This window comes from Micromonospora sp. NPDC049203, from assembly GCF_043197215.1.
Taxonomy (GTDB): Bacteria; Actinomycetota; Actinomycetes; order Mycobacteriales; family Micromonosporaceae; genus Micromonospora.
In genome coordinates this window covers 139537-162997 of sequence record NZ_JBICSV010000003.1, presented here as the reverse complement: position 1 = coordinate 162997, position 23461 = coordinate 139537, and the positions used below count along the sequence as shown (strand labels likewise).

Here is a 23461-nt window from a genome sequence, read left to right as displayed (position 1 = left end):
GGCGGAACACACACCAGGGCCGTCCTGTCCCGACACGCCCCAACCACGCGTGACGGACCCCAGACCGGACGGGGAGCGGAATGGCTCACAGCACCAAGGCCCGACGGCGACGAGCACGGCAGCCGGTGATCTCACCGATCCTGCGCCCGGCGCTCTGGTCCGCCCTCCTGGGTGCGGTGGCGGCCGCGGCGCTCGCCACACCGGCGTGGGCCGATCCGCTGCCCGACGCCGTGCCCGACACCGGCTCCCGGCCCCAGGTCACCGGCCCCCTGCAACTGCCCGGCTCGTCCGGCGCCGTTCGCGGCGTACCAGGCACCGTTCCCGGCGTACCAGGCACCGTCCCGGGTCTGCCGGGCACCGTTCCCGGCACCGTCCCGGGCCTGCCCGGCGTCACCACTCCCGGCGGCGCGGCGGGCCTGCCCGGCACCACAGGCGTCACCAACCCGGGCGACGGCCCGCTGATCGCGCAGATCAACCAGCTCGACGCCCGGGTCACGCTGCTCGGCGAGGAACTGCTCCGGATCAAGACCGAGCGGGACGCCGCACAGACCGAGCTGACCCAGGCCGCCGCCCGGCTCAAGGAGGCCCGGGACGCGCTCACCCGCGCCCAGGAGAACGCCAAGAGCGCCGCCGCCGACGCGGTCAAGGCGGACGCGGCTCTGCCGCCCGGCGAGTTCGGCGCCAGCCTGCGTGACTTCGCCAACCTTCAGCGCATCACCCGGGGCGACAAGGCCGAGGGCGCCACCACGTCGGTGACCGGCGAGCTCCTCCGCGCCACGAGCGCCGAGCGGGTCGCCCGGGAGGCACACGACTCGGCGCGGCGCCGGGCCACCGAGAAGGGCGCGGCGTTCACCCGCGCCGGGGCCGACCTGCGCAAGCAGGAGACCGCGCTCGTCGCGCTGCGCAAGGAGAACGCGGCGAAGCTGCTGGAGATCGAGCGCCTGGCGGACGCCGCCGAGCAGCGGCTCGGCACCTCGTACGTGGTCGACCAGAGCATCGACGGCCTGGTGGCGGACCCGAAGGCGCTGGCCGCCGTGCGCTACGCCCTCGCCCAGCTCGGTGACCCCTACCTGTGGGCCGCCGAGGGCCCGGACCGGTTCGACTGCTCCGGCCTGATGCTCGCCTCCTACCAGTCCGCGGGCTACCGGGGTCTGCCCCGCGTCGCCAAGGACCAGTACTTCGCCACCCGTTCCCGTACCGTCTCGCCGAACGCCCTGCTCCCCGGCGACCTGCTGTTCTTCGCGTCGAGCAGCAGCTGGACGAGCGTCCACCACGTCGCCATGTACATCGGCAACGGCAAGATGGTCGAGGCGCCACGAACGGGTGACGTGGTCAAGATCTCGGTGGTCCGCTGGTCCCGGCTCTACGCCGCGACCCGGGTGATCGGAGCGGTACCCGCCCCGGCCACCCCCGTACCGCCGCCGGCCGTGCCGACGACGCCGGCCACCCCGAAGCCGTCGACCACGCCCAAGCCGACGCCCAGCACGCCGAAGCCGTCGACCACGCCCAAGCCGACGCCCACCACCCCGAAGCCGACCACGCCCACCCCGAAGCCGACCACGCCCACGCCGAAGCCGACGACGTCCAGCCCGGCGCCCACCACGCCGCCGCCCAGCCAGTCGGCGGAGCCGGAGCCCAGCCAGAGCGCGAGCGCCGAGCCGGACACCAGCAGTGCCGCACCGAGCAGCAGCAGCGTCGCCCCGTCGAGCAGCACGTCCGGCAGCGGCTCGGCCAGCCCGAGCAGCAGCGCCGACTGACCCGACCGCCGCTCCGGCTGTGTTCCCGGGCCGGAATATGGCACGGTGAGATCCAGGCACTTCCGGTCGGCGCCACGGCCGGAGGCGAGCGTGGGTGCGGAGGGCGAGATGGGCGAGCAGGACGTTCCGGCGGCGAAGGTCCACCCGGGACCGACGCCCGACCCCGCCGACCCGACCGGCGGCGACGACGGCTCGGCCCTCGCGGGGCCGGTGGCCGTCGCGCGGGCGCGGGTATCGGTCGCCGGCGCGGCCGTAGCGCCGCCCGCCGGTGCCGAGCAGCCGCTTCCGCAGGCCGGCCCCACCACCTATCGGGCGGGCACCCCGGCGGACACCCCACCGCCGCTGGACCGGCGCCTGCCCGGCGCCACAGTGCCGCCGTCCAGTTGGTCCGCCTTCTCCGTGGCCGAACGTCAGGCGACGCCCCAGCCGGTCACCGTGCCGCCCGGCTCGGCCGGCATGGCGCCCGGGCCCGTCGCCACACCGGCGGAGCCGGACGGCGACGCCTCCCCGGGCACGCCCGGCGGCGCTCCGGCGGCCATCCCGGCGCCCCGCGTCTCCGGTTCCGCACGTGTGCCCGCACCCGCGCCCGCTCCGCCCGCACCCAGGCCGTCGGCATCCGCGCCGCCCGCCGCCACGGACGCGGCCGCAGGGGACGTCGCGGCACCCGCCGACGCCGTGGACTCGGCAGGCCCTGACAACGCACCGGCCCGGCAGGCGGACGCCGCCGACGGAACCGGCTCGGGACCGCACCACGGCTCCGCGACCTCGCCCGCCGAATCCGCCGAGCCGACGCCGACCGCCGCCGACCGCCCGGCCCCGCTCGGTGGCGCGTCCTCGGCAGCTGAGTCAGGCGCACCCGCCCGGGCCAGCGCATCCGTGCCCGGCCTGAGCCGCGTCTCGGCCGAGGAGGTCGCCGCCTCGGTGGGGGCCGCCCCGCCCGCCGCCGCCACCGTCTACCGGGCCGGGCCGGTGAACCCGGAACCGCCGGAGCCGGTCCAGCCACCGGAGCCCGCGCAGCCTCCGACGCCGAACGGCCCGGAGCCCGAGCCGGCGCCGACCCCGGTGCCGGGTCCGACGCCGCCGTCGCCGCCGGTCCCCGAGCCGGAACCTCCGCTCCGGCCCACGCCGCCTCTGCCCCCACCGCCCGCGCCCACCCCGCCGGCGCCGGCCCCACCCGGGCCGGTGCCGCCGGTGCCCGGGCCGCCGGTGCCGCCGCCGGGTCCGGCGGTACCCCCGCCACCGGCCCCGCCGGGACCGATGCCCGCGCCGCCGTTCCCGCCACCACCGGCGATGACCGGCGCTCCGGACCCACTGCCCGCGCCGCCGTTCCCGCCACCATCGGCGATGACCGGCGCTCCGGACCCGCTGCCCGCGCCGCTGTTCCCCGCCCCGCCGGCCGCACCGGCGTTCCCGCCCGCGCGGGCCGCCGTACCGGGTCCGCCGGCGACGCCGGCCCCGCTCGTCGCGCCACCGGTCACGCCCGGCACGTCGGGCGGTGCGCAGCCGTCGTGGGCCGTCGCACCCGTGCCGGACCCGCCGCCCGTGGTGCCGGCCCCGGCGCTGCCGACCTGGCCGCCGCCGGCCGCGCCCGCCCGCGACGCCGACACGACCCGTCCGGTACGCCCGCAGCCCGCCGGCCCGGACCTCGCCACCGCCGCGTACGGCGGGACGGACGGCCCGGGATTCGCCACCGTGTCCTTCCCGCAGGGCAACCCGCTGGAGAACTCCGGTTCCCTGACCGGGCACATCCTGGCCCAGGGCTGGTCCGAGGACAGCCCGGCCGCCCGGGGCGGCAACACCAAGGTGATCATCGTGTTGGCCGTCGCGCTGGCCATGCTCATCGGGATCAGCCTGCTCGTGGTCGTCCTGGCCAACGACGCGTTGAGCGGCCTGACCGGGACCATGCTCATCGAGTGACAGGGGTGAGCCCGCCCACTACCGCCTCGCACTGTCGTGGCGGAGTGGGCGATTCGCCGTACACTTGTCTGCGATCACTGACCCGGCGCGCCCCGAGTGCGCGCCCATGGGCGATCTTGCGGGCGATTCGGCGGCGTGACAGGCCGCGGCGGGCCATCGCGAAGATGCGCCCCGCTCGAGAGGTATTTCTTGACCACGTTCGCTGAACCCAGCACGTCCCCGTCCGTCGACCCGACCCCGGAGAACATCGACTTCGCCTCCCTCGGCCTGCCCCGGCAGGTCGTCGAGGTGCTCACCCGGCAGGGCATCACCACCCCGTTCGAGATCCAGCGGGCCACGCTGCCCGACTCGCTCGCGGGCCGCGACGTCCTCGGCCGGGGCCAGACCGGCTCCGGCAAGACGCTCGCCTTCGGCCTGCCGGTGATCTCCCGGCTCGCCGACCGCAACCGGGCCCGGCCGCTGCACCCGCGCGCCCTGGTCCTGGTCCCCACCCGGGAACTCGCCATGCAGGTGAACGACGCCCTGATGCCGCTCGGCAAGGCGGTGGGCGTGTTCCTGAAGACCGCCGTCGGCGGTGTGCCGTACGACCGGCAGATCGACGCGCTGCGCCGTGGCGTGGAGATCGTCGTGGCCACCCCCGGACGGCTCGGCGACCTGATCGAGCGCGGCGTGTGCCGCCTCGACGACGTCGAGATCACCGTCCTGGACGAGGCCGACCAGATGGCGGACATGGGCTTCCTGCCCGAGGTCACCCGACTGCTGGCGAAGACTCCGGCGGACGCGCAGCGGCTGCTGTTCTCGGCCACTCTGGACAACGACGTCGACACGCTCGTCAAGCGGTTCATGACCGACCCGGTCACCCACTCGACCGCACCGGCCACCGCCGCCGTGTCCACCATGGATCACCACCTGCTGCTGATCCCGCCGCACGACAAGTTCGCGGTCGCCGCGTCCATCGCCGCCCGTGAGGGCCGCACCATGCTGTTCGCCCGTACGCAGCTCGGCGTGGACCGGCTGGTCGAGCAGCTCGCGGCCGTCGGTGTGCGGGCCGGTGGGCTGCACGGCGGCAAGACCCAGCGCATGCGCACCAAGACGCTCGCCGAGTTCCGCGAGGGCCGGACGCCCGTGCTGGTCGCGACCGACGTGGCGGCCCGGGGCATCCACGTCGACGGCGTCTCGCTGGTGCTGCACGTGGACCCGCCGAAGGACCCCAAGGACTACCTGCACCGGGCCGGCCGTACGGCTCGGGCCGGCGAGTCCGGCGCGGTGGCGACGCTCGTGCTGCCCAAGCAGCGCCGCACCACGCTGGCCATGATGGAGAAGGCGGGCGTCGAGCCGGCCGAGACCCGGGTCCGGGCGGGCGACGAGGCGCTGGCCGAGCTGACCGGCGCGCGCGAGCCCAGCGGCGTACCGGTGCGGGACGAGCCGGAGCCGAGACGCGGCGGCGGCCCGCGTCGCTTCGGCGACCGCGACGGCCGGGGCTTCGACCGTGGCGGACGCGGCTTCGGCGGCGGACGCGACTTCTCCGACCGTGGCGAGCGCCGCTTCGGCGACCGTGACGGCCGGGGCGAGCGCCGCTTCGGCGACCGGCCGGCGGGCGAGCGGTTCGCTGATCGCGGCGGTGACCGCCGGTTCGGCGACCGGCCGGCGGGCGAGCGCTACTCGGGCGAGCGGTCCGGCGGCGAGCGCCACTTCGGGCGGCCGGAGCGCCGCGACGACCGGAGCTTCGGCGGCCAGCGGTCCGACGACCGCGCTCCGCGCGGCGACGACAGGCGCTTCGGCGAGCGGTCCGACCGGCCGTACGGCGACCGGCAGCGGCCGGTGGCCGGACGCGGGTACGACCGCGACGAGCGGCGGTACGACGACCGGCCCAGTGGTTCGCGCGGCTTCGGCGACCGGCGCCAGGACGACCGCCCGCAGGCCGAGCGCCGTTTCGGTGACCGGGGCGACGCGCGTCCGGCCGAGCGCCGGAGCGGTTTCCGGGCCGAGGGGCGGGGCCGGGACGACAGGCGCGGTTTCGGCGGTCGTCCGCCGGCACGTACCCACTGATCTGAGCGCACCCACTGCCGCCGTCGAGCATCCGCTCGGCGGCGGCAGTGCGTCTGTGGTGATTTCGGCTCCCGTTCTAGCTGCGCGGCGTGAGGACGGGATACCGCCGGGTCGGCTCATTCCACAGCGACAGGCGATGACGAGGCCGCCAATCGGGCGGTGGCGTCGGGATGGTCTTGTCGATGGTCTGCCGGAGGCTGCGCCGAGCGGACCGGCCCCACGACCAGGCGACCCAGCAGCCGAACGCCTGGGCGATGACGGCGGCCAGCAGCAGACCGGTGCCGATCGGGTCAGACATTGCGCACCGACCGCAGCCAGCCCAGGAACCGGACGTGCATCTCGGCGGGGTCCGGCGGCTCGGAGTAGAGCCTGGTCAGGTCGACGGTCGCCTGCCGCATGAGGGCAGCCAGATCGACGGCGAGGTTACGCCGGTCGTGCTTGTAGTCAGCGACCAACTCGACCTTTGCGTTTTCGCACGGCCAGTTGAGCAGGTCTGCCGTGCAGACCCAAAGGGGTTTCAGCGGAGCGTGGCGCTGGGTCACTCGGGGCCTCCTGCCGTGGGTCGGCTTCCAGGTGGCACCCCCGTCCGCCGCGAACTCGCCACCGGGCGGGGGGCCTGATCCATCAGATCGCCCCCTCGTCGCCCCTGTCAACATTGACGGGCCCACGTAGGCGTGATCATTTGTTCGCGTCAGCATAGGCGGGTCAGCCCGCTCCTACCTTCGAAGTCGTGACCAAGGAGACGGGACCGGGCGAACTCGTCGCGGCCGGTGAGATCTTGAAGATGCTCGGCGTGGGCAGATCGAGATTCCGCGAGATCCGGCGGCATCCCGCATTCCCCGCGCCGTATCAAGAGCTGTCGGTCGGCGCGGTCTGGCTGAAGCGGGACGTGGAGCGGTACATCCGGGACCACCGGCCGCCCCGGCCGGCGGACGACGACGAGTAGTCCGACGAGGCATGATCCGTACGTCTCGCGCCTCCTTCGTCGGGTGAGACGACCACGCCTGTACGGGCCCGGCGAGCTGGCCGCCCTGTTCGGCGTGTCGCGTCAGCGGGTTCTCCAGATCACCCGCCGCCCCGGGTTCCCTGAGCCGCTCGCCCGACTGATCGGCATGAACGTCTGGGACGCTGACGAGGTCGACGAGTGGGCCCGCCACAACCGGCCGCCGCGCCCCACCGAGGGCGACGAGCAGGGGTAGCCGGTGACCCTCCGGCCGGCGGCGGCGTTCGCGCATCCGCTGCCGCCGACGGCCGGGTCGCGTAACGTCCGGACCATGCCGAAGTCGCTCTTCTGGGCCCGGACCGACACCGCCGGTTCCGAGCACGTCGTGCTCGACGACGGTCAGGGGCTGACCGCGCAGGGTGTGGCGCTCGCCGTGGATCCGATCCCGTACACGTGCCGCTACCGGCTGGCCGTCGGGCCGGACTGGGCGACGAACCGGCTGGAGGTCGAGGCCGAGGGCGCCGGCTGGTCGCGGAGCGTACGCCTGGAGCGGGGCGGGGACGGGTGGCGCGTGCGTACCGGCGAGGAGGGTGACCTGGACGCGGCGCTGAGCGCGGCGGGTCACCCACCGGCGGGCCTGCCGGGTACCGACGATCCGGGCCGGCTGGCCGAGGCGCTCGACGTGGACCTGGGCGGTTCCCCGCTGACGAACACGCTGCCGATCCGCCGGATCGGGCTGGGGCGGCTGCCCGCCGACCTGGCGACGGCCGTGAACGTGGCCTGGGTGCTGCTGCCCGGCCTGGCAGTGGTGCCCGCCGAGCAGGTCTACACCTCGCTGGGTCCGGGCCGGGTCCGGTACGCCAGCGGCACGTTCACCGCCGACCTGGAGGTCGACCCGGACGGTTTCGTGGTGCGTTACCCGGGGCTGGCCGAGCGGGTCGACCCGCGCTGACCGCCCGGTTCAGGCCGGCCAGGTGCCCTCGGTCAGGAACCGGTCGATGGTGGCGAGGTGCGGGGCGAGGTCGAGGCCCTGCGCGGCCACCCACTCGTCGGAGTAGTAGGTGTCAACGTACCGGTCGCCCGGGTCGCAGATCAGCGTGACCACCGACCCGGTACGCCCGGCGGCGCGCATCTGGGCGATCAGCCCGAACGCGCCCCACAGGTTGGTGCCGGTGGAACCGCCGACCCGGCGGCCGAGCACGGCCGAGCCGGCCCGCATCGCGGCCAGCGACGCGGCGTCCGGCACCTGCACCATCCGGTCCACCACGCCGGGCAGGAAGGACGCCTCGACTGTGGGCCGCCCGATGCCCTCGATCCGGGAGCCCCGGTCGGTGGACACCGACCAGTCGCCGGCCTGCCAGGCGGGGTAGAACGCGGAGTTCTCCGGGTCCACCACGCAGAGCTTGGTGGGCAGCCGGCGATAGCGGGCGTAGCGGCCGATGGTGGCGCTGGTGCCGCCGGTGCCGGCCCCGACCACGATCCAGGCGGGCACCGGGTGCCGTTCCAGCGCGAGCTGCGCGTAGATCGACTCGGCGATGTTGTTGTTGCCCCGCCAGTCGGTGGCCCGCTCGGCATAGGTGAACTGGTCCATGAACCGGCCGCCGCTGTCCTCGGCGAGCCAGCGCGCCTCCACCACCACCTTCGACGGGTCCCCGACCAGGTGGCAGCGCCCGCCCTGGAACTCGATCTGGGCGATCTTCTCCGGCGACGTGGAGGCGGGCATGACCGCGATGAACGGCAGCCCGAGCATCCGGGCGAAGTACGCCTCGGAGACGGCAGTCGAGCCGGACGACGCCTCGACGATCGTGGTGTCCGGGCCGATCCAGCCGTTGCAGAGGCCGTAGAGGAACAGCGAGCGGGCCAGCCGGTGCTTCAGCGAGCCGGTGGGGTGCACCGACTCGTCCTTGAGGTAGAGGTCGATCCCCCACTCGCGGGGCAGCGGGAAGGGCAGCAGGTGGGTGTCGGCGGAGCGGTTGGCGTCCGCCTCGACCGCGGCGATCGCCTCGGTCACCCAGCGCCGGCTGGCCTCGTCGCACCGGTCGAAGTGAGTCACGACGGCAACGTTACAAGCGAGGTGACCTCGCGTTTGCCTGGACCCGGCGGGCCTGCCGCCGCTGGCCGGCCCGCCCGGCGGCCCGGATCACCGGTGTGAGGGCCAGCGCGAGCCGGGGGAAGGCGTCCAGGAGCCGTACCTGGGCGCCGCGCCAGCGCGGCAGGCTGACCACCGGTCGGGGCCGCCGGGCCAGCCGCACGGCCCGCGCGGCCACCCGCTCCGGCGTGAGCAGCGAGCCGGTGAAGGACGCCAGCGCTCCCGGGTCGTCCAGCTTGTCGTGCAGCATCGGCGTCCAGATCCCGTCCGGGCACAGGCACGACACGTGTACGCCCCCGACGCCGGCCATCCGCAGGTCGCTCTGCGTGCCGAGGCTGAACGCGAGCAGGGCGTGCTTGCTGGCCGCGTACACCGTCTCGCCCGGCGCGGCGATCAGCCCGGCCAGCGAGACGACGTTGAGCACGTGGCCGCGGCCCTGCTCGCGCATCACCGCGACGGCGGCGAGCGTGCCGTTCATCGCGCCGAGCGCGTTCACCTCGACGACCGCGCGCCGGGTCGGGGCGTCGTGCGCCCAGGACGGGCCGGTGACCAGGATGCCCGCGTTGTTCACCCAGAGCCCGAGGCCGCCGGGCGCGGCCGCCGCCTCGGCGGCGACGTCCGCGCAGGCGGATTCGTCGCGTACGTCGAGGGCGCGCGACCAGCCACCCAGCGGCGCGGCGGCTTCCGCCACGGCACCCGCGTCGACGTCGGTGAGCAGCACGTTCCACCCGTCGGCGTGCAGGGCGGCGGCGATCGCCCGCCCCAGCCCGCCGGCCGCGCCTGTGACCACCGCCGCACCGCGTCCCGAACTCGTCATCGGCGCACGGTAACCGCAACCCCCGCGCGGAGGCCAGAGGCGTCAGGCGGTGGGTGGTTCCAGCGGCTGCGGGCGGTTCTCCCACTTGGTCGACAACGCGATGCTGGTACGGGTGGACGCCACACCGGCCGTCCGGTTCAGCCGGACGATCAGCTGCTCCAGCTCGGCGATCGTGCCGACTCGCGCCTTGAGCAGGAAGGACTCGACGCCGGCCATGAAGTAGCAGGACTCGATCTCAGGAATGCGGCGGAACGACTCCAGCACATCGTCGGTGTCCGCGTCGGAGTCCTCGATGATGCCGATCAACGCTGTGACGCCGAGCCCGATCGACTCCGGCTCGACCTCGGCCCGGTACGCCCGGATCACGCCGCTGGACTCCAGCTTGCCGACCCGCTCGTGCACGGCCGGGGCGGAGAGGCCGACCTGACGGGCCAGCTCGGCGTACGACAGACGGGCGTTGCCCCGCAGCAACTCCACGAGGCTCAGGTCGATCGTGTCCACGGAGAGTGACCCTATCCGCTCGACGGCTACCGAACGCGGTCGGTACCCGCGGCCCGGCCCTTCACAAACGTACGATCAGGGGGTTCTCCGCCGGTACCATTTCCGAACTTCCCAGTGTGTGCGTTTTTCGCGTTTGACGGACACGCCCGGTAGCCGGTGCTGTAATTGCCATACGTCCCTCATGACGGCTCTGGGCTCGCACCGGCCGGGGGCAGTGTGTTCAGCCGGGGGCTTCGTCGACGCGAGGAGGGGGCTGTGGACACTGGAGATCGCCTGCTGACACCGGGTGAGGTCGCTGCGCTGTTTCGGGTGGACCCGAAGACCGTGACCAGATGGGCAGCGGCCGGCCGGATCGGCAGTATCCGGACTCCAGGAGGGCACCGCCGGTTTCGGGAATCCGAGGTGCGGGCCCTGCTCGAGGGGGAGGGCATGCTGGACGAGGCGGAGGACATGGGCAAGGCCCGCAACATGGGCCAGACCGCTTCCACCGGCCCCGGACCGGCGAACGCCGGCATGTACTGAGCGTGCTGGGCGCGGTCCGATCGAGGGCCGCGCCCCCGCACGCCGGGGCGGTCAGTCCGCAGCGGCCTCCCGGCGGCCGGCGGCCAGCTCGCCGGACCACCGCCGGAACAGCGTGTGCTCCACGCCGAGCGCGTCGAGCACCTTCCCGGCCACGAAGTCCACGAGTTGCCCGGCGGACGCCGACGCGCCGGCGCCGTAGAAGCCCGGGCTGGCCGGCAGCACCACCGCGCCGGCGTCGTGCAGCGCGATGAGGTGTTCCAGGTGACTGCGGGTCACCGGCGTCTCCCGGGGCACCACCACGACCGGGCGGCGCTCCTTGAGGTTCACCTCGGCGGCGCGCTGGAGCAGATCCTTCGACAGCCCGATCGCGATGCCGGCGCACGCGGCGGTGCTGGCCGGCACCACCGCCATGCCGCGTACCGGGTAGGAGCCGCTGCTCGGGCCGGCGGCCAGGTCACCGGCGGGCCAGTGCCGCAGGTCCGCGCCGGTGAGGTCGCGGTCGAGCCAGGCGGCCAGGTCCTCGGCCCAGTGCGCGTCCCGGAAGGGCCGGCCGGTCTCGTCCAGCACCGTCAGCCGGGCCGCCCGGGAGACGATCAGGTCCACCGCCTGGCCGGCGTCCAGCAGTGCCCGGACGACAGCCGCCGCGTACGGCGTGCCCGAGGCTCCGGAGACACCCACCACCCATGGTTCGCGCATGCCCTCAAGCGTGCCTGGTCGCGGCGGACGCCGGGCGGGGACCCCCGATCGGTCGGCCCGCCCGGGATGTCCAGCGGATTCACGCGACATCCCACGGCATGAAAGTCTTCGATCGGCGATCGACTTCCACGGAGGGGCCGGTGATGACGGGGGCGGTGCTGCGGGCGCTGCGCTCCGACTGCCCCGTCGCACCCCGCATCTCCCCGTACGCCGACCGGGTGCAGGGCTGGCTGGTGGAGCACGTCGACCGGCTCGGCCTGCCGGCTGACCCGGACACCCGGCGACGGCTGGCGCGGGCCGGCTTCGCCCGGTACGCGGGCCGCCTCTACCCGGACGCCACCGAGCCCGACCTGCGGGTGCTCACCGCGCTGTTCACCTGGTTCTTCCTGGTCGACGACGCCTGCGACGGGCGGGACGGGCTGACCCCGGCGCAGATCCGCGCGTTGCGCGACGGCGCGCTCGCGTTGCTGCGCGAGGGTCCGCGCGCCCGCCACCCGGGCTTCTCCGGCCCGCTGCGGCGTCTGCTGGTGCAGGCGTGGCGGGAGCCGCGCCGCCGGATGCCGGCCCGGTGGCGGCTGCGTTTCGCCGACGCGGTCGCCGACCACCTCGACGGGGTGCACCGGGAGGCCACCGCCACCACGTCCGGCCGTGCACCGGGCGTCGCCGAGTACGTGCGGCTGCGCCGGGCCACGTCGGCGGCGTACGTCTCGTACCCGCTGATCGAGTTCGCGTCCGGGCGTCCCCTGCCCGACGCGGTCTACCACCATCCGGCGCTGCGGCGGCTCGCCGACCTCGCGAACGACCTGCTGTCCTGGTTCAACGACATCGCCTCGCTGGAACGCGACCGGGTTACCGGCGGCGGACACAACCTGGTGCTGGCGATGGCCGCCGAGCGGGGCGTGCCGGTGCCGGCGGCGGTCGACCTGGTGGCCGGGCACTGGCGGGCCGAGATGGGGCGATTCGCCGCGCTCCTGGCGGCGGCGCCGTCGTTCGGGCCCACGCTCGACCAGGCCGTCGCCGTCCACCTCGACGGCCTGGCCGCCGCCGTGCGCGGCACCGTCGACTGGACGCTGGAGAGCGCCCGCTACCCGGTCGGCGCGACGCCGTGAGCCGGTCCGGGTTTACGGCCGCAGGCCGAGCCGGATCACCAGGTCGAGCAGCGCGAGGACGAACAACGCGATGCCGACGAAGCCGTTCGCGGTGAAGAACGCCCGGTTGACCTTGCTCAGGTCGGTGGGGCTGACCACCATGTGCTGGTAGGCGAAGGCGACAGCGGTCAGCGCCAGCCCGATCCACCACAGCCAGCCGAAGCCGACCCAGGCGCCGAACCAGATGAACAGCGCGAACGTCACCACGTGCGCGACTGTGGACGCGTGCAGCGCGAAGCGCCGGCCGTACCGGGCGGGGACGCTGTGCACGCCGATCTCCCGGTCGATCTCCGAGTCCTGGCAGGCGTAGATCAGGTCGAAGCCGCCGATCCACAGGCCCACCGCCGCACCGAGCAGCCACGCCGGACCGGAGCCGTCGAGCGTGCCGGTGACCGCCAGCCAGGCGCCGACCGGGCCGACCGCCTGCGCCACCGCGAGGATCGCGTGCGGCCAGTTGGTGAACCGCTTGCCGTACGGGTAGACCACCAGCGGCACCACGGCGAGCGGCGCGAGCACCAGGCAGAGCGGGTTGAGCAGGGCGGCTGCGGCCAGGAACACCACGAGCGCGACCGCCGCGCCGGTCCAGGCCGTCCGCACGCTCACCGCGCCGGTGACCAGTTCCCGGTTCGCCGTACGCGGGTTCCGCGCGTCGATCCGCCGGTCCAGGATCCGGTTCGCGGCCATGGCGAACGTCCGCGCGCCGACCATCGCCACGGTGATCAGCAGCAGGTCTCCCCAGCGCACCCGGCCGCCGTTGAGCTGCATGGCGGTCAGCGCCGACAGGTACGCGAACGGCAGCGCGAAGACGGAGTGCTCGATGGCGACGAGCTTGAGGAAGGACGAGACCCGGCCGGGCCGTTCCTGTACTGCCGCCGTCATCAGATCCCGTATTCCTTCCAGCGCTTGTCGACGAGCGAGACCACCTCGGGCGACATGCGCATCTCCTCCGGCCAGCCCCGGGTGTAGCCCTCCTCGGGCAGCTTCCGGGTGGCGTCGATGCCCGCCTTGCCACCCCAGAACTGCTGGTACGAGGCGTGGTCGAGGTGGTCGACCGGCCCTTCGGTGAGCATCAGGTCACGGGCGTAGTCGACGTTGCCGAAGGCGCGGAACGCGACCTCGTTGTAGTCGTGCACGTCGCAGTCCTCGTCGACGATCACGATCAGCTTGGTCAGCGACATCATGTGCGCGCCCCAGATCGCGTTCATGACCTTCTGCGCGTGCTTCGGGTAGCGCTTGCGGATCGACACGATCGCGCAGTTGTGGAAGACACCGGCGGCGGGCAGGTCGTAGTCGACGATGTCCGGGATCAGGAAGCGCAGCAGCGGCGCGAAGATCCGCTCGGTGGCCTTGCCGAGACCGTGGTCCTCCTGCGGCGGCTGGGACGTGACGATCGAGTGGTAGACCGGGTCGCGCTGCGTGGTCATGCACTCGATGTGCATGACCGGGAACGGCTCGACCGGCGTGTAGAAGCCGGTGTGGTCGCCGAACGGCCCCTCGGGCAGGCGCTCGCCCGGCTCGATGTAGCCCTCCAGCACGATCTGCGCGTGCGCCGGCACCTGAAGCGGGACGGTCAGGCAGTCCACCATCTCGACCCGCTCACCGGCGAGGAACCCGGCGAACAGGTACTCGTCGATGTCGGCCGGCAGCGGCGCGCTGGCCGAGTACGCCACGACCGGGTCCGCGCCGATCGCGATCGCCACCGGCAGCCGCTGGCCGAGCCGCTCGGCGACGGCGTGGTGCGCCGTGGAGTTCTTGTGGATCTGCCAGTGCATGCCGATGGTGTTGTGCGAGTGCTGCTGGAGCCGGTAGAGCCCGAGGTTGCGCTTGCCGGTCTCCGGGTGCTTGGTGTGGGTCAGCCCGAAGTTGTGGAAGATGCCGCCGTCGCCGGGCCACACCTGCAACCCGGGCAGCCGGTTCAGGTCGACGTCGTCGCCCCGGTAGACGACCTGCTGGCAGGGGGCGGTCTTGACCTTCTTCGGCGGCATCGACTTGAGCTGCATGACCTTGCCGAGGCCGCCCATCATCCCGGAGAAGCCCTGCGGCAGCTCCGGCTTGAGCATCTCGCCGATCCGCGCGCCGATCTCGTCGAGGTGTTCCACCCCGAGCGCCATCGCCATCCGCTTCTCGGTGCCGAACAGGTTGATCGCCACCGGCATCTCGCCCCGGGTGGGGCGCTCGAACAGCAGCGCGGGCCCGCCGGCCCGGACGGTGCGGGTGACGATCTCGCTGATCTCCAGCGTGGGGTCGACCGGCGCGCTCACCCGCCGCAGCTCGCCCGCACGCTCCAGCGCCGCGAGGAAGTCCTTCAGATCGGTGTACGGAAAGCGAGCCGCCATAACCCCCATCCTCCCCCACCTCCCTGAGATGCAAGGAAGGGCCCCTTGTTAACGCATCCGGTGGAGGCGGGGCCCCCTGTTAACACCTTCGCCGCATGGACGGAGGTCGGCCGGGTAGTCGGCGGCATGGACGAACCGCGGGTGCCGGCGGGCTTCACCGAGCAGCGGGCCAGAGCCGGCGACGTGGAGATCAACTATGTCCGGGGTGGCCGGGGGCCGACCCTGGTGCTGCTGCACGGCTATCCCCAGTGCTGGCGCATGTGGCGGCACGTGCTGCCGGAGCTGGCCCGGTCGTACGAGGTGATCGCCCCGGACCTGCGCGGCTTCGGCGACAGCGACGCCCCGCCCGGCGGATACGACAAGAAGACGATCGCCGCCGACCTGCACCGGCTGCTGACCGGTCTCGGTCTCGCCGAGGAGATCCGGCTGGTCGGGCACGACCTGGGCACCATGGTCGCGTACGCCTACGCCGCCGCCCATCCCGAGTCGGTCACCCGGCTGGTGCTCAGCGAGGCGCCGATCCCCGACGAGAGCATTTACGCGATCCCGGCGCTGACCGCCGTCGGCCCGGCGGTGTGGAACTTCGGCTTCTTCAACGTCCCCAACGGCCTGCCCGAGCAGCTCGTCGCCGGGCGGGAGGCGCTCTGGGTCGACCGGTTCACCGACTCCATCATGGTCAACAAGGGCAGCCTGGGCCCGGGCGACATCGAGGAGTACGCGGGCCACCTGCGCGACGAGGCGCACCTGCGGGCGAGCTTCGGCTATTTCCGGGCGTTCGGGCAGGACGTCGCGGACAACACGGCGTACCGGGGCACGAAGCTGCCGATGCCGGTGCTCGCCGTCGGCGCGCAGGCCAGCCTGGGCGGGCAGGTGGCCGAGCAGGTCCGCCGCTATGCCGGCGCGGTCACCGGGGCGGTGGTGGAGGACTGCGGCCACTGGCTGTTCGAGGAGCAGCCGGCGAAGCTCACCGCGCTGCTGCTGCCGTTCCTGCGGGGCTGACCGGCGCCGCGCGGCTCAGTGCCGACGGGCCGACCGACGTTGCGCATCACGTGGCGGAGTTGTGCCACACATCAGCTGTCGGATCACATGGCGTAGGGCCTCAGGCGGCGGGCGTCCAGGCGTACGCGGCCAGCGGCGGGTCGAGCGGCGCCTCGGTGAGCCGGTTGGCGAACGTGGAGATCGTGTACGTGCCGACGCCGAGCACCACGTCCAGCGCGTGCCGTGGCTGCCACCCGGCGGCGAGCAGCGCGTCCAGGTCGGCGTCGGGGACCGCGCCCCGGTGGTCGAGCACGGCGACGGTGAAGCGGCGCAGCGCCTCCAGCCGGGGGTCGGGTACCGTCGCGCCGGTCCGTAGCGCCTCGATCAGCGCCGGCGCGGCGGCGTGGCGGACCAGCGTCGCGGTGTGCATCGCCACGCAGAGGTGGCAGCCGTTGCGGGTGGCGACGGTGAGCACGACCACCTCCCGGGCGACCGGGTCCAGGTCGGTGGCCTCGAACGCGGCGTTGGCGGCGAGGAAGCCCTTTAGTAGTTCGGGCGAGCCGGCCATCAGGCCGACGGCGGCGGGCAGATGGCCCAGTGAGCGGCGTACGCCGGCCATGACCGGGCGGGCGGCGGCGGGCGCGGTGTCCGGCTCGTACGCGGTGAAGCGGGACATGACTGTGCCCCTCTCGTAAGATGGTCAACGTGGTTGACGGAATGGTAAACGTGGTTGTCGAACATGGCAACGCCTGACCGCCCCGGCTTCGCGCTGCCGCTGCTCCTGCTCGCCGGCTTCCGTACGCTCGTCGATGACCTGCACGCCGAACTGGCCCGCCAGGGGCACCCCGAGCTGCGCCCGGCCCACGGCTTCGTGCTCCAGGCCGTCGGCCCGGCCGGGACCACCGCCTCCGACCTCGGCCAGCGCCTCGGCGTCTCCAAGCAGGCCGCCGGCAAGACGGTGGACCGGCTGGTCGCCCTCGGCTACCTGGAACGCGTGGACGACCCCGCCGACGCCCGCCGCAAGCTGGTCCGGATGACCGCGAAGGGCCGCGACGGGCTGCACCGCTCGGCGGTGGTCTTCGACGAGCTACGCAACCGCTGGGCGGCCACGCTCGGCGCGGACCGGGTCGCCGCCATCGAGGACGACCTACGCCGGATGGTCCCCGCCGACGTGTTCCGCCTGGACGTCCCCGGCTGGTTCGGCGGGTGAGACGCCCGCTCAGCGCCCGTAGAGAAGTGCCGGGTCTACCAGGACCACATCCGCCCGACCGGCCGCGGCGTCGACGAGGTCGTCCTCGAAGCCGTGGCCGCCCGCCAGCAGCAGCCGCGCTCCGCCCGCGTCGAAGCCGGGTCGCTGCCGCACCAGCAGGGCCCGGATCCGCTCCAGCCGCTGGAGGTCGGCCCGGCCCAGCCGGCGACCCCACTTGACCTCACCGATCGCCAACAACGGGCGAGGGCCGTCGCCCGGTGGCGGCTCGCCCACCGCGACCAGGTCGAGTTCGTGACGCGTCCGGGTGTCCGGGTCGGTCAGCGTCGCCGCGCTCACCTCGGCGACGTGCCCGCCGAGAAGCTCGGGTTCGGCGAAGCGCAGCGACCACTGCCGCACGATCTCCTCGAACCGGGGCCCGAGCACCGCGCTTGCGTAGCGCCGCTGTGAACGACGCCAGACGTCGGCTCCGCGCCGCTGCTCCAGAGCCGTCCACGCCGGGCGCATCACTGCCTGGTAGAAGGTGATCAGCGGTTCGGTGATCCGGTAGCTGCTGCGACCGCTGCGCAGCGGGTCGGGCTCACGCACCAGCAGTCCGGCGTCCTCCAGCACGGTCAGCGGGTGCTGGAGGTCGGTGGCCTTCCGCCCGATGTAACCGGCGATGCCGCCACGGCTGGCGTTCCCTTCCGCGACGGCGGCGAGAACCGAGTGGTACAACGCGGTGTCCCTCAGGTCCGGATCCTCGGCCAGCAGGTACCGGGCCTCACGGAACAGCGGCCGGGCCGGGTTCAGGACCGTCCGCACGATCCAAGCGTCGAAGTCGTCCGGCCCGGCCGGGGTGTCGTCCTGGACGTACTCCCGGCGGTACGCGGGGGTGCCGCCGACGACGGAGAAGACGCGTACCGCCAGCAGCGGGTCGTCGATCTGCCAGAAGGCCGCCGCAGCGCGGAAGTCCAGTGGCTGCACCGGCAGCTCCAGACCGGCCCGCCCGCGCAGCGGCGCCGATCCGGCGAGCAGTCCTCCCATGAAGGACAGCGCCGAGCCGCACAACAACAACCGCGCCCGGGAGCCGGTCCGCTCCGGACGCCCGGGCGTCAGCGCATGCTGGATGATCGACGGCAGGTCACGGGCCGCACGCACCAGGTACGGGAATTCGTCGAGGACGACAGTGACGGGGCGTTCCCGTCCCACCGCGAGCAGCGCGTCGACCGCAGCACCCCAGTCCGGCAGGTGGACGGGACCGGGTGACCCGGAATACGCGCCCAGCGCCTCACCCAGCCGGCGCAGCGATTCCGTCGACGTCGCCTCGGTAGCGCCGAAGTAGAAGCCGTCGCTCGCCTGCGCAAGTTGGTACAGCAGCAGGGTCTTGCCCTGCCTGCGGCGGCCGCTGACCACGCCGAGCGTCGCGCCGGGCCGGTCGTCGGCCACGAACCGGGCCAGTTCGGCCCACTCGACGTCCCGGTCGAAGATCTCTGCGGGCTTTCCGAGCAGCGGCATACCGACACCACACTTCTTATAACTACAGTTCTAAGAAGTGTAGTCCTACATTCTGCGTCACTGACAGCTTCGCCGACGGCGGTTCATCATCGACGGATGGACGACGCGTACGTGGCAGGTGACCCGGACGGCCTCAGCCCGCTCCAAGCGGAGATCCGCGACGCCGTGGCCCGCGAACTGCACGCCCAGTTCGCGCTGCGGGCGGACCGCCTCGAACTGGCCGATCTGCCGGAGGTGGCCTACCAGGTCACGCGCCGGGTGGACGAGGTGCTGAGCGGTCGCCCGGCCGCTACACCCCGGCGTACGAGTGCAGGCCGGTGAAGAAGAAGTTCACGCCGAACAGGTTCATCATCACGGTCAGGAAGCCCACGATGGAGATCCAGGTGGCCACGTTGCGCTTCACGCTCGGCGTGGCCCGGGCGTGCAGGTACCCCGCGTACACCACCCAGGAGATGAACGCCCAGGTCTCCTTCGGGTCCCAGCCCCAGGCGCGACCCCAGGCCGCCTCGGCCCAGATCGCACCCGCGATCACCGCGAAGGTGAAGATCGGGAACGAGAAGGCGTGCAGCATGAAGGTCAGCCGTTCCAGCCCGGCCGCCTCCGGGAGGCGGCGGGCCAGGGTGTACGGGAAGCTGCGCCGCCCCTGCTCCCAGCCGGACCGCATCAGGTACGCGGCGGCGGGCACCACGCCGAGCAGGAAGATGCCCGAGGCGAAGATGATCGTCGAGACGTGGATGATGAACCACCACGACTGCAGCGCCGGCATCAGCGGCTCGATCGGCACGTAGAGCTTCAGCTCGGCGAACGCCAGCAGCAGCACCATGACCAGCGTCAGGAACAGCCCGAGCCGGCGCAGCCACGGCTGCTTCCAGAGCACCACGAGCCAGGCCGCCATGCCGATCCAGGTGCCGGTCAGCACGAACTCGTACATGTTGCCCCAGGGCATCCGGTCGGCGGCGAGGCCCCGGGTGACCACGGCGCCCAAATGCAGCGCGGCGGCGAGCACGGTGAGCCAGCCGGCGATCCGGCCGGCCAGCACGGCCCGCGCGCCGGTGCGGTCCGGGCGCTGCGGCGTGGCCGGGACGGCCGGCTCGTCGATCGCGCCACCGGCACCGCCGACGCCCGCGCCCACCAGCTCACGCGCCGGTGCGGCAGCGGGCACCTTCCGCGCGTTGCCCAGCGCGAACTCCACGGCGTGGCTGATCATCGCGATCAGGTACGCCAGGATCGCGAACGCGACCAGCTGGTCGGAGAGTGCGGACATCACTCGTCTCCTTCTCGCGCCCGCCGCGCGTCCGGCGCGTCACCGCTCACCGCGGCGAGGAGCTGCGCGAACTCGTCGGCGAACCCAGGGTGCTCGGTGCGCGGCAGCCCACCGGCCTCCACCAAACTACTACCGCTCGTCGGAGATCCGCCCTCGGGGGCCGAAACCCGGAACCAGACCCGGCGCCGCCGGGCGAACAGCGAACCCATCAGGCCCAGCAGCAGCGTGCCGCTCGCCACCAGCAGCAGCGTCTGACCGGGCGCGTGCCGGACCGCCAGCGTGACGTACGGCTCGGTGCCGAGGAACTCCAGCGTGCTGCCGTCGTCGAGGGTCCACTTCTCCCCCGGCCGCAGCAGCTTGGTGCCGATCTCCTTGAGCTTGCCGTCGTCGATCTGCCGCCGGTCCAACGCGTAGACCGAGCCGGGGATGCCGGCGTCCATCCCGAGGTTCCCCCGGTACGCGGTCAGGTTCACCATCGGGTTCCGCTCGGCCGGGTACTGCGACGAGACGTACGGCGCGCTCTCCGGCCCGGTCGGCAGGTAGAGCCCGTCGAAGGCGATCTGCTGGTCCGGGGCGCGGGCGCCGGTCTTCGGGTCGACGTTGGCGTCCGGGAAGATCGCCACGCCCTCCTCGGTCGCGTTCGAGTCACCGGTACGCAGGAACGGCGCGTCGCTGGTCTGGCTGCGGCCGTACTTGTCGGTGTACTTCAGCAGCGGCGCGTAGCCGTTGCCGAGCAGGTAGACGTTCGCCGAGCCGAGCCGCAGCGGCGAGTTGACCGAGAAACCGGCGGTCCGCGCCTCGCCGCCCGGCTCGTCCACCGTCACCGTGGCCCAGTAGCGGGACGCCAGCCCGGACGGCAGGTAGTCGGCCTCGAACTTCTCCAGCGTCAGGCAGAACGGCGGCAGGTCGGAGCTGTCCACGCGCGGGCCGAGCGACGCCTCGGCGTACTGCTGGCGGGTGTTGCAGAACGCGTTGTCCGCGCCCGCCACCAGGATGCGGTTGCCGTGCCAGCCGTACCAGGAACCGAGCGCCACCCCGAGCAGGACGGCGACCAGCGACACGTGGAAGAGCAGGTTGCCGGTCTCCTTGAGGTAGCCCTTCTCGGCGGAGACCTCGTTGCCGCGCACGGTGACCCGCCACCGGCGGCGACGCAGCACCGCCGCGATCGCCTCGGGGTCGGCGGCGGCCGGGGCCTCCAGCACCGCGTGCTGCGGCAGCCGGTCGAACCGTCTCGGCGCGGCCGGCGGCCTCATCCGCAGCGCGCGGACGTGATCGCGGGCGCGGGGCAGGATGCAGCCGATCAGCGAGGTGAACAGCAGCAGGTAGATCGCGGAGAACCAGACCGAGCCGAAGACCTCGAACGCGCCGATCTGATCCAGCCGGGGCGCCAGGTCCGGGTGGTCGACGAACCACTGGTTGACCCGTTCCGGGTTGACGCCGCGCTGGGGCAGCACTGAGCCGGGGATGGCCGCGACGGCGAGCAGGAACAGCAGGATCAGCGCGGTACGCATGCTGGTGAGCTGCCGCCACGAGTTGCGCAGCAGCGCCAGCACCGGGTTGACCCGCCGCCGGGGCGCCTGCGCGGGCGGGGTCGACGGCCGGTCGTCGACTGCCGTCATCAGATGCTCACCTCGCCCACGCCGACGGTCGTCTGCAACCAGATCACCACGTTCACCCAGCCGCCGGTGATCAGCGCCAGGCCGATCGCGATCAGCAGCGCGCCGCCGATCCGGGTGACCCAGCGGCTGTTGCGCCGGACGGCGCGGAAGACCCCGAGCAGGCGCTGGAAGCCCAGCCCGAAGACGACGAACGGTATCCCCAGCCCGAGGCAGTACGCCACGGCGAGCAGCACAGCCCGGTCGGTCCCGCCCTCGGTGGCCGCCATGCCGAGCACCGCGCCGAGCGTCGGGCCGGTGCAGGGCAGCCAGCTGAGCGCGAAGACCGCGCCGAGGACCGGTGCGCCGAGCAGCCCGGCGGCGGGCAGCCAGCGGATACGGAACTCGCGCTGCATGCCGGGGATCACACCGAGGTAGCCGAGGCCGAGCACCACCACCAGCGCGCCGATGACGATCTCCAGCGTGCGCTCGTACCGGAAGAACAGCTTGCCGACGCCGGAGAAGAGGATCGCGGTGGCGACGAACACGACTGTGAAGCCCGCGATGAACAGCAGCGTTCCGGCGAGCACCCGGCCCTTGACGGCGGCGGCGGTCCGTTGCGGCGCCGCCCGCTCGGCGACGCTCACGCCGCCGCCGGTGTCGCCGCCCGCGGTGGTGCCGCCGCCCGCGAGGGTGGTGCCGGTGTTAAGAAGGGGCCCTTCCTCTACCGGAGGCGTTAAAAGGGGGCCCTTCCTTGCACCCTCCAGGTCGGAGCCGGCCAAGCCCGTCACGTACGACAGGTAGCCGGGCATCAGCGGGAGCACGCACGGGGAGAGGAAGCTGACCAGTCCGGCCAGTGCCGCCGCGCCGACCGCGAGCAGCAGCGGGCCGGACTCGGCGAGCTGGCGGAACGTCTCGCCCATCAGCGGGAGCCGTTCGGCGGCGGCGACTCGGCGGCGACCTTCTCGACGATCGGCCGCAGCTCGTCCTGGGTGACGGCCCGGCGGATCACCACGGCGACCCGGCCCTCGCGGTCGAGCACGACGGTGGCCGGGGTGGTGTTCGGCGGGATGTCGAAGTTGAGCGCCTGCCGGCTGGCCGGGTCGAAGATGCTCGGGTACGTGACCCGGCCCTCCTCGAAGGCGATCGCCTTGTCCTTGCTGTCCTGCACGTTGATGCCGAGGAACGTCACGCCGGAGCCCTTCGTGGCCTGGTAGGTGGCCTCCAGGTCGTCCGCCTCGGCGCGGCAGGGGGCGCACCAGGAGCCCCAGAAGTTGACCACGACGACCTGACCACGATCGCGGGAGATGTCGTAGCTGCCGCCGGTGAGCAGCTCACCGCTCACCTTCGGCGTCTTGGAGCGCTGCTCGGGGGCGCAGGTGACCGTCGAGCCGTCGGCGTCGCACCGGCTCTCCTGGCTGTCGGAGGAGCAGCCGACCAGCGCCGTACCGGCGGTGACGGCGGCGAGCAGGGCGGCGGCAAGCCTCCGGGTGAACATCAGGCCCCCTTGGCCGTCCGGGCGGTCGGCGAGATCGAGACGAGGTGGGCGGCCGGCTCGGAGTACCCGATACCGACGATCTTGGCGCCGTCGAAGTGGAACGAGGTGAGGCTGGCCAGGCCGCACTGGCGGCGGCGCGGGTCGTGCCAGAGGCGCTTGCGCTCGACGTGCCGGCGCAGCGTCCAGATCGGGAGCTGGTGCGACACGAGCACCGCCTCGCGCCCCTCGGCGGCGACCCGGGCGGCGTGCAGCGCGGCGAACATGCGCTCGGCGATGGCCCGGTACGCCTCACCCCAGGACGGGGTCACCGGGTCACGCAGCACCCACCAGTTGCGCGGGTCGCGGAACGAGCCGTCACCGGGCGAGACCTTCTTGCCCTCGAACCAGTTCGCGCTCTCGATCAGCCGCTCGTCGACGCCGACGGAGAGGCCGAACTGCGCCGCGATCGGCTCGGCGGTCTGCTGGGCACGCTCCAGCGGGCTGGCCACCACGTGCACGACGGTCCGGTCGGCGAGCGCCTGCGCCGCCGCCTTGGCCATCTGCACGCCCAGCTCGGAGAGGCGGAACCCGGGCAGGCGGCCGTAGAGGATGCCGTCCGGGTTGTGCACCTCACCGTGCCGCAGCACGTGCACCACTGTCTCGGCCAT

Annotated in this window: 26 protein-coding genes; 11 read left to right on the top strand and 15 right to left on the bottom strand. The window is 73.3% G+C overall.

All coding sequences use genetic code 11. From position 1 onward, the window contains the following. Nucleotides 1-80 precede the first annotated feature (80 nt). The 3 genes from ACGFIA_RS09755 to ACGFIA_RS09745 all read left to right on the top strand — a co-directional run bounded on the left by ACGFIA_RS09755 (nucleotide 81) and on the right by ACGFIA_RS09745 (nucleotide 5723). Nucleotides 81-1757, top strand: a complete 1677-nt coding sequence (locus ACGFIA_RS09755) for an NlpC/P60 family protein (protein WP_393259468.1) — start codon at nucleotides 81-83, stop codon at nucleotides 1755-1757. A 45-nt stretch (nucleotides 1758-1802) separates the two neighbouring features. Then, the gene (locus tag ACGFIA_RS09750) at nucleotides 1803-3674 is read left to right on the top strand and encodes a hypothetical protein (RefSeq protein ID WP_393259466.1); all 1872 of its coding nucleotides are present in this window, start codon (nucleotides 1803-1805) and stop codon (nucleotides 3672-3674) included. Nucleotides 3675-3863: 189 nt separating this feature from the next. After that, nucleotides 3864-5723, top strand: a complete 1860-nt coding sequence (locus ACGFIA_RS09745; RefSeq protein ID WP_357386845.1) for a DEAD/DEAH box helicase — start codon at nucleotides 3864-3866, stop codon at nucleotides 5721-5723. 76 nt (nucleotides 5724-5799) lie between these two features. Here the strand turns inward: ACGFIA_RS09745 and ACGFIA_RS09740 are convergent, their stop codons facing one another. Next, nucleotides 5800-6021, bottom strand: a complete 222-nt coding sequence (locus tag ACGFIA_RS09740) for a hypothetical protein (RefSeq protein WP_355511321.1) — start codon at nucleotides 6019-6021, stop codon at nucleotides 5800-5802. After that, nucleotides 6014-6265, bottom strand: a complete 252-nt coding sequence (locus tag ACGFIA_RS09735; RefSeq protein WP_393259464.1) for a flavin reductase — start codon at nucleotides 6263-6265, stop codon at nucleotides 6014-6016. Before ACGFIA_RS09735 ends, ACGFIA_RS09740 begins: the two co-directional genes overlap by 8 nt. Before the next feature lie 188 nt (nucleotides 6266-6453). Between ACGFIA_RS09735 and ACGFIA_RS09730 the strand changes: the two genes are divergently transcribed. The 3 genes from ACGFIA_RS09730 (at nucleotide 6454) to ACGFIA_RS09720 (ending at nucleotide 7618) form a co-directional block, all read left to right on the top strand. Then, the gene (locus tag ACGFIA_RS09730; protein WP_282289669.1) at nucleotides 6454-6669 is read left to right on the top strand and encodes an AlpA family transcriptional regulator; all 216 of its coding nucleotides are present in this window, start codon (nucleotides 6454-6456) and stop codon (nucleotides 6667-6669) included. Between the two features lie 43 nt (nucleotides 6670-6712). Next, a complete protein-coding gene (locus tag ACGFIA_RS09725; protein ID WP_041798756.1) occupies nucleotides 6713-6922 on the top strand; it encodes an AlpA family transcriptional regulator in 210 nt (69 codons plus the stop codon). Between the two features lie 75 nt (nucleotides 6923-6997). After that, nucleotides 6998-7618 carry a putative glycolipid-binding domain-containing protein gene (locus tag ACGFIA_RS09720; RefSeq protein ID WP_357478009.1) on the top strand — a complete coding sequence of 207 codons (621 nt, stop codon included), beginning with the start codon at nucleotides 6998-7000 and terminating at the stop codon, nucleotides 7616-7618. 9 nt (nucleotides 7619-7627) lie between these two features. Here the strand turns inward: ACGFIA_RS09720 and ACGFIA_RS09715 are convergent, their stop codons facing one another. From ACGFIA_RS09715 to ACGFIA_RS09705, 3 genes are read right to left on the bottom strand one after another with little or no spacing between them, the layout of a single operon-like run. Further along, nucleotides 7628-8719 carry a PLP-dependent cysteine synthase family protein gene (locus tag ACGFIA_RS09715; protein ID WP_393259462.1) on the bottom strand — a complete coding sequence of 364 codons (1092 nt, stop codon included), beginning with the start codon at nucleotides 8717-8719 and terminating at the stop codon, nucleotides 7628-7630. 10 nt (nucleotides 8720-8729) lie between these two features. Then, nucleotides 8730-9572: an SDR family NAD(P)-dependent oxidoreductase gene (locus tag ACGFIA_RS09710; RefSeq protein ID WP_393259460.1), complete on the bottom strand. Its 843-nt coding sequence runs from the start codon at nucleotides 9570-9572 to the stop codon at nucleotides 8730-8732. Between the two features lie 42 nt (nucleotides 9573-9614). Continuing rightward, nucleotides 9615-10073 (bottom strand): Lrp/AsnC family transcriptional regulator, encoded by a 459-nt coding sequence (locus tag ACGFIA_RS09705; protein WP_018787850.1) that lies wholly within the window; start codon nucleotides 10071-10073, stop codon nucleotides 9615-9617. A gap of 255 nt (nucleotides 10074-10328) precedes the next feature. On the opposite strand from ACGFIA_RS09705, the gene ACGFIA_RS09700 reads away from it, so the two are divergent. Continuing rightward, nucleotides 10329-10595, top strand: coding sequence for a BldC family transcriptional regulator (locus tag ACGFIA_RS09700; protein WP_357386835.1), 267 nt, complete (start codon nucleotides 10329-10331; stop codon nucleotides 10593-10595). 51 nt (nucleotides 10596-10646) lie between these two features. On the opposite strand, the gene ACGFIA_RS09695 is transcribed toward ACGFIA_RS09700, so the two are convergent. Further along, the gene (locus tag ACGFIA_RS09695) at nucleotides 10647-11291 is read right to left on the bottom strand and encodes a UbiX family flavin prenyltransferase (protein ID WP_393259458.1); all 645 of its coding nucleotides are present in this window, start codon (nucleotides 11289-11291) and stop codon (nucleotides 10647-10649) included. A gap of 143 nt (nucleotides 11292-11434) precedes the next feature. Here ACGFIA_RS09695 and ACGFIA_RS09690 point away from each other — a divergent pair, with 143 nt between their 5' ends. After that, on the top strand, nucleotides 11435-12400 hold the full coding sequence (locus tag ACGFIA_RS09690) for a terpene synthase (RefSeq protein WP_393259456.1): 966 nt from the start codon (nucleotides 11435-11437) through the stop codon (nucleotides 12398-12400). A 12-nt stretch (nucleotides 12401-12412) separates the two neighbouring features. On the opposite strand, the gene mqnP is transcribed toward ACGFIA_RS09690, so the two are convergent. Together mqnP and ACGFIA_RS09680 are read right to left on the bottom strand one after the other, a co-directional pair. Continuing rightward, on the bottom strand, nucleotides 12413-13318 hold the full coding sequence (mqnP, locus tag ACGFIA_RS09685) for a menaquinone biosynthesis prenyltransferase MqnP (protein ID WP_357468236.1): 906 nt from the start codon (nucleotides 13316-13318) through the stop codon (nucleotides 12413-12415). Beyond that, nucleotides 13318-14775: a menaquinone biosynthesis decarboxylase gene (locus tag ACGFIA_RS09680; RefSeq protein WP_357386827.1), complete on the bottom strand. Its 1458-nt coding sequence runs from the start codon at nucleotides 14773-14775 to the stop codon at nucleotides 13318-13320. The genes mqnP and ACGFIA_RS09680 overlap by 1 nt, the downstream gene beginning before the upstream one ends. 126 nt (nucleotides 14776-14901) lie before the next feature. On the opposite strand from ACGFIA_RS09680, the gene ACGFIA_RS09675 reads away from it, so the two are divergent. Continuing rightward, the gene (locus ACGFIA_RS09675; protein WP_357386825.1) at nucleotides 14902-15774 is read left to right on the top strand and encodes an alpha/beta hydrolase; all 873 of its coding nucleotides are present in this window, start codon (nucleotides 14902-14904) and stop codon (nucleotides 15772-15774) included. 100 nt (nucleotides 15775-15874) lie between these two features. On the opposite strand, the gene ACGFIA_RS09670 is transcribed toward ACGFIA_RS09675, so the two are convergent. Next, nucleotides 15875-16429: a carboxymuconolactone decarboxylase family protein gene (locus tag ACGFIA_RS09670; RefSeq protein ID WP_357386823.1), complete on the bottom strand. Its 555-nt coding sequence runs from the start codon at nucleotides 16427-16429 to the stop codon at nucleotides 15875-15877. 63 nt (nucleotides 16430-16492) lie between these two features. Here ACGFIA_RS09670 and ACGFIA_RS09665 point away from each other — a divergent pair, with 63 nt between their 5' ends. Beyond that, on the top strand, nucleotides 16493-16963 hold the full coding sequence (locus tag ACGFIA_RS09665; RefSeq protein ID WP_357468242.1) for a MarR family winged helix-turn-helix transcriptional regulator: 471 nt from the start codon (nucleotides 16493-16495) through the stop codon (nucleotides 16961-16963). Between the two features lie 9 nt (nucleotides 16964-16972). Here ACGFIA_RS09665 and ACGFIA_RS09660 read toward each other — a convergent pair whose 3' ends face one another. After that, nucleotides 16973-18457 (bottom strand): ATP-binding protein, encoded by a 1485-nt coding sequence (locus ACGFIA_RS09660; protein ID WP_393259453.1) that lies wholly within the window; start codon nucleotides 18455-18457, stop codon nucleotides 16973-16975. 96 nt (nucleotides 18458-18553) lie between these two features. Between ACGFIA_RS09660 and ACGFIA_RS09655 the strand changes: the two genes are divergently transcribed. After that, on the top strand, nucleotides 18554-18778 hold the full coding sequence (locus ACGFIA_RS09655) for a hypothetical protein (protein WP_357386817.1): 225 nt from the start codon (nucleotides 18554-18556) through the stop codon (nucleotides 18776-18778). Here ACGFIA_RS09655 and ccsB read toward each other — a convergent pair. Genes ccsB through ACGFIA_RS09630 form a run of 5 tightly spaced genes read right to left on the bottom strand, consistent with a single transcriptional unit; the run spans nucleotide 18747 to nucleotide 23461 of the window. After that, complete coding sequence (gene ccsB, locus ACGFIA_RS09650; RefSeq protein ID WP_357386815.1) at nucleotides 18747-19721, bottom strand: c-type cytochrome biogenesis protein CcsB; 975 nt, start codon at nucleotides 19719-19721, stop codon at nucleotides 18747-18749. The genes ACGFIA_RS09655 and ccsB overlap by 32 nt on opposite strands. Beyond that, complete coding sequence (locus ACGFIA_RS09645; protein WP_393259450.1) at nucleotides 19721-21340, bottom strand: cytochrome c biogenesis protein ResB; 1620 nt, start codon at nucleotides 21338-21340, stop codon at nucleotides 19721-19723. Before ACGFIA_RS09645 ends, ccsB begins: the two co-directional genes overlap by 1 nt. Beyond that, nucleotides 21340-22239: a cytochrome c biogenesis CcdA family protein gene (locus tag ACGFIA_RS09640; protein WP_393259449.1), complete on the bottom strand. Its 900-nt coding sequence runs from the start codon at nucleotides 22237-22239 to the stop codon at nucleotides 21340-21342. The genes ACGFIA_RS09645 and ACGFIA_RS09640 overlap by 1 nt, the downstream gene beginning before the upstream one ends. After that, complete coding sequence (locus ACGFIA_RS09635) at nucleotides 22239-22814, bottom strand: TlpA family protein disulfide reductase (RefSeq protein ID WP_393259447.1); 576 nt, start codon at nucleotides 22812-22814, stop codon at nucleotides 22239-22241. Before ACGFIA_RS09635 ends, ACGFIA_RS09640 begins: the two co-directional genes overlap by 1 nt. Continuing rightward, nucleotides 22814-23461: a histidine phosphatase family protein gene (locus ACGFIA_RS09630; protein WP_013283542.1), complete on the bottom strand. Its 648-nt coding sequence runs from the start codon at nucleotides 23459-23461 to the stop codon at nucleotides 22814-22816. The genes ACGFIA_RS09635 and ACGFIA_RS09630 overlap by 1 nt, the downstream gene beginning before the upstream one ends.

Coding starts and splice junctions, on each gene's coding strand:
- ACGFIA_RS09755 (WP_393259468.1), top strand. CDS start 81: ATGGCTCACAGCACCAAGGCCCGACGGCGACGAGCACGGCAGCCGGTG.
- ACGFIA_RS09740 (WP_355511321.1), bottom strand. CDS start 6,021: ATGTCTGACCCGATCGGCACCGGTCTGCTGCTGGCCGCCGTCATCGCC.
- ACGFIA_RS09720 (WP_357478009.1), top strand. CDS start 6,998: ATGCCGAAGTCGCTCTTCTGGGCCCGGACCGACACCGCCGGTTCCGAG.
- ACGFIA_RS09710 (WP_393259460.1), bottom strand. CDS start 9,572: ATGACGAGTTCGGGACGCGGTGCGGCGGTGGTCACAGGCGCGGCCGGC.
- ACGFIA_RS09695 (WP_393259458.1), bottom strand. CDS start 11,291: ATGCGCGAACCATGGGTGGTGGGTGTCTCCGGAGCCTCGGGCACGCCG.
- ACGFIA_RS09690 (WP_393259456.1), top strand. CDS start 11,435: ATGACGGGGGCGGTGCTGCGGGCGCTGCGCTCCGACTGCCCCGTCGCA.
- mqnP (WP_357468236.1), bottom strand. CDS start 13,318: ATGACGGCGGCAGTACAGGAACGGCCCGGCCGGGTCTCGTCCTTCCTC.
- ACGFIA_RS09680 (WP_357386827.1), bottom strand. CDS start 14,775: ATGGCGGCTCGCTTTCCGTACACCGATCTGAAGGACTTCCTCGCGGCG.
- ACGFIA_RS09675 (WP_357386825.1), top strand. CDS start 14,902: ATGGACGAACCGCGGGTGCCGGCGGGCTTCACCGAGCAGCGGGCCAGA.
- ACGFIA_RS09670 (WP_357386823.1), bottom strand. CDS start 16,429: ATGTCCCGCTTCACCGCGTACGAGCCGGACACCGCGCCCGCCGCCGCC.
- ACGFIA_RS09665 (WP_357468242.1), top strand. CDS start 16,493: ATGGCAACGCCTGACCGCCCCGGCTTCGCGCTGCCGCTGCTCCTGCTC.
- ACGFIA_RS09660 (WP_393259453.1), bottom strand. CDS start 18,457: ATGCCGCTGCTCGGAAAGCCCGCAGAGATCTTCGACCGGGACGTCGAG.
- ACGFIA_RS09655 (WP_357386817.1), top strand. CDS start 18,554: ATGGACGACGCGTACGTGGCAGGTGACCCGGACGGCCTCAGCCCGCTC.
- ccsB (WP_357386815.1), bottom strand. CDS start 19,721: ATGTCCGCACTCTCCGACCAGCTGGTCGCGTTCGCGATCCTGGCGTAC.
- ACGFIA_RS09645 (WP_393259450.1), bottom strand. CDS start 21,340: ATGACGGCAGTCGACGACCGGCCGTCGACCCCGCCCGCGCAGGCGCCC.
- ACGFIA_RS09640 (WP_393259449.1), bottom strand. CDS start 22,239: ATGGGCGAGACGTTCCGCCAGCTCGCCGAGTCCGGCCCGCTGCTGCTC.
- ACGFIA_RS09635 (WP_393259447.1), bottom strand. CDS start 22,814: ATGTTCACCCGGAGGCTTGCCGCCGCCCTGCTCGCCGCCGTCACCGCC.
- ACGFIA_RS09630 (WP_013283542.1), bottom strand. CDS start 23,461: ATGGCCGAGACAGTGGTGCACGTGCTGCGGCACGGTGAGGTGCACAAC.